The 3,420-nt window shown below is 43.9% G+C and carries 5 protein-coding genes; all 5 read right to left on the bottom strand.

Annotated elements, in window-relative coordinates:
• On the bottom strand, nt 1–534 hold a 534-nt coding region (locus AB4653_RS20545), incomplete at its 3' end, for an ATP-binding protein (RefSeq protein ID WP_372105190.1).
• A 239-nt stretch (nt 535–773) separates the two neighbouring features.
• Nucleotides 774–1,379: an esterase YqiA gene (yqiA, locus tag AB4653_RS20540; RefSeq protein ID WP_009848964.1), complete on the bottom strand. Its 606-nt coding sequence runs from the start codon at nt 1,377–1,379 to the stop codon at nt 774–776.
• Entirely contained in the window at nt 1,379–2,203 is an 825-nt protein-coding gene (gene cpdA, locus AB4653_RS20535) for a 3',5'-cyclic-AMP phosphodiesterase (RefSeq protein WP_009848963.1), read from the bottom strand. The genes yqiA and cpdA overlap by 1 nt, the downstream gene beginning before the upstream one ends.
• 59 nt (nt 2,204–2,262) lie before the next feature.
• Nucleotides 2,263–2,703 carry a DUF1249 family protein gene (locus AB4653_RS20530; protein WP_009848962.1) on the bottom strand — a complete coding sequence of 147 codons (441 nt, stop codon included), beginning with the start codon at nt 2,701–2,703 and terminating at the stop codon, nt 2,263–2,265.
• Between the two features lie 4 nt (nt 2,704–2,707).
• The gene (nudF, locus tag AB4653_RS20525) at nt 2,708–3,337 is read right to left on the bottom strand and encodes an ADP-ribose diphosphatase (protein ID WP_009848961.1); all 630 of its coding nucleotides are present in this window, start codon (nt 3,335–3,337) and stop codon (nt 2,708–2,710) included.
• Nucleotides 3,338–3,420 lie beyond the last annotated feature (83 nt).

Below are 3,420 nucleotides of genomic sequence, written 5' to 3'. Positions count from 1 at the left end.
CTTAGAGCTATCGAAATATTTTGGATCTGGCCAAAAATGTACCGTCGTACCGGTATTGCGATGACCACAAGTACCTGTAACAGTAAGATCCGTTACGGCATGACCACCTTCAAGGGCAATTTCATGTACCTGACCGTCACGGCGAACCGTCACTTCAACACGTTTTGACAACGCGTTCACCACCGAGATACCTACCCCGTGCAAACCACCTGAAAACTTGTAGTTATTGTTCGAGAACTTACCGCCAGAGTGGAGCTTAGTTAAAATCAGCTCAACACCTGAGATGCCTTTTTCAGGGTGGATATCAACCGGCATACCACGGCCATCATCCGTCACTTCTAACGATTGGTCAGCATGCAACACGACTTTAATCTTCTTAGCGTGTCCCGCTAGTGCTTCATCAACCGAGTTATCAATGACTTCTTGGGCAAGGTGGTTTGGTCTTTCTGTCTCGGTATACATTCCCGGGCGGTGTCGCACGGGGTCGAGACCTTCAAGTACCTCGAGGTCTTTTGCATTATATTGTTCAGTCATAATACGGAGTTTACTCAAAAAGTTTGCGTCAGTTCGCTGGCTCTAGTTTGACTAAAGCGAAATCATTACTATGAACCGTCATAGTAGAGCGAACGAGCGAAGTATTGGGGAATATAGTCTGGAAGCTGAGTAATGATGTCAAGCTAGTTCAAAAACTAAGGCATCAAACTATGATATTTCACCACTGATAGATGAAATAACAGTCAAACAAGAGAAAATTACTTGATTGCTGAAACAGATTAAAGATTTAGAAAGGTGATGATTTGTTGGGGGTAGCGTTCAAAATTAACAAAGCTATGATCCCCGCCCTCTTCTACTGTCTGTACTGCACCTTGGTACTTCTCTACCGCTTGTCGGTAATCCAGAACTTCGTCTTCCGTTTGCTGAAGTAACCAGAAGTCACTCGGCTGAGCGATAGCCGGAACCTCTAACGCCTTCAGTTCATTGATATGTTTTGTTTCCAGAACATATCGCTCTTCTGTGTATGGATTTACTTGTTCACCTAAATAGTCAGCAAGAAGCTCATACGGCTTAACGGCTGGGTTCACAACCACAGCTTTAAAGCCATAGTGACTATTCAGCCATGTTGAAAGATAGCCACCCAACGAGCTACCTACCAACGCTATCTGATATTGCTCTTTATATTGCTCCACCAGTTGCTGCAAATAAATGGCCGCTTGCTGAGGAAAACTCGGCAGTTGAGGTGTCATCACCTTGATATCAGGACGATGCTCCGCGCAATAGTCAGTCATCACCGTTGCTTTGTGGGAACGTGATGAACTGTTAAAGCCGTGAATATAGAGAAGCAGTGGCGGCTTAGCGGCTTGCTGTTCAGAATCAAACATCAATAACCTGCCGCTTCAAAATCAGGTAAGAATTGTCCATGAGGTAAACGGCGTACTTGCGTACTTACTGATCCATCTTGATGCAATTCAATCTCTCTCCAACCAGGTGACAAAGTATCAACCGCAAAGTCATCTGAGTTAGGCTTGAATTGCACACAAGTCGACGGTGTTGCCATGACTTGTACACCATGATGATCTCGATTCATGTCTTGATGAACGTGACCACACAGTACCGCTTTCACATTGGTGTGCTGTTGAACCACTTCCCAAAATTGATCAGCATCTTTCAGATTATGTTGATCCAGCCATGCACTGCCAACCAATAGTGGATGGTGGTGCAGCAGAACCAAGGTATTACGTTCGGGAAATTCGGTTAGCTTTTGTTCTAGTAGATCAAGCTGTTGATCACTGAGACGTCCGTGAGGCACACCAACCACTTGCGAGTCCAGCATCACCATCTGCCAATTATTACCTAGCAAAACATGCTCAACGCACTGTATTTGTGGTGATGGTAAAACACTGCCCATATTCGGTTTGAAGTCATGATTCCCTGGCAACCAGTAACACGGTTTATCCAAAGGTTGAATTCCTGACTCAAATTTTTGGTACGACTCAGCACTGTGATCTTGAGAAATATCACCGGTTGCTAAAATCGCTTGATAGTCAAAGCCCTGACTAACAATGGCATCGACTACAGCACGAAAGCTATCTTGAGTGTTGATGCTTAATAAGCTGCCATTGCTCGGCGCAAATAAATGCGTGTCCGTTAGCTGTACAAGCTTAATACTGCTCTCATCAAATTTTGAAGTGTGTGATAATTCCAAAATAACAAATCCAGATACGTTACTGTTTAGACTTTAAAAGTGTTTTTAAATAGGCTCAATTAAAAAGAAACTGGGGTTCGGCTGATACCTGTTTTTAAACAAAACGTTAACCATTCCCCAAGAAATTTGTTCAATTGAAATTTCTCATCCTTTTGCAGAAGTTTTGTGTTGGGATAGTCATATTTTGCTTTGACTCGCGAAAAATCCCCGCTAGCGCACACTTCTGCAACTCGAGCGTCGTGATATAGCCTGACAGACATTTTTGGCAAAGGAAACACTGGCATCGCGTCACTCTGACATATATCTATTAATGTGGTGTATTTTGTGACCTCATTCACTGTCAATTGATACACCATATTAACGGCTTGGTAACAGCGAACGTCACCAACCTCATGCTCAACCGGTAACAGAGCATTAAGTTTGGCATAGTTAGTCTCGTAAACTCGCATCAATTCAGCCAAATCGACATGATACGGTTTTTTGACTGCTATATTTGGCATGACGTTAATCTATCCACTCTGACTGTAATTCTTGGTAGTTCAATTGTAGCCACTGCAGCGCAATGATCGTGGCGCCATTTTCAAACACACCGTCTTTTACTAACTGATAAGCGGCTTCGCGACTCATCACTTGCACGCGAATATCTTCACCTTCGTAATCCAATCCGTGAACCCCTTTTGCTGTCGTGGCGTCAACACAACCAACAAAGACGTCGAGCTTTTCTGAGCAACCGCCGGATGAAGGATAATACGAAGTAATAGGCAATACAGATCCGACGTCGACCCCCGCTTCTTCCATCGCCTCACGACGAGCAACATCTTGTGGTGATTCATCGGTATCAATAATCCCCGCAACAATTTCGTATTGCCACGGGTTCTCATGCTCTAGAGCACCGACACGGATCTGTTCGACGATCACCACTTCATCACGCACAGGATCATAAGGTAGCAAAGCGGCAGCATGTCCACGCTCAAACATCTCACGCTCGATTGGTTGGCTCCAGCCGCCCTCAAACAGTCTATGTTTAAATGTGTACTTAACCATTTTGAAAAAACCACGAAACAGCGTCTCTTTTGAGACTATTTCCACATCTTGCGGAGTAAACTCATGTCGTTGATTGTCATACTGTTGCATTTGATACCTCACTAAGTGATCTTATAGTTTACTCATTGTCCGAGTTAACTACCAAGGATAAGGTTCAACTTTTAGTATAAAAC

The sequence above is a fragment of the Vibrio sp. 10N.222.48.A3 genome, from assembly GCF_041475345.1.
GTDB lineage: Bacteria > Pseudomonadota > Gammaproteobacteria > Enterobacterales > Vibrionaceae > Vibrio > Vibrio tasmaniensis_A.
This window is presented reverse-complemented; position numbering and strand designations above follow the sequence as displayed.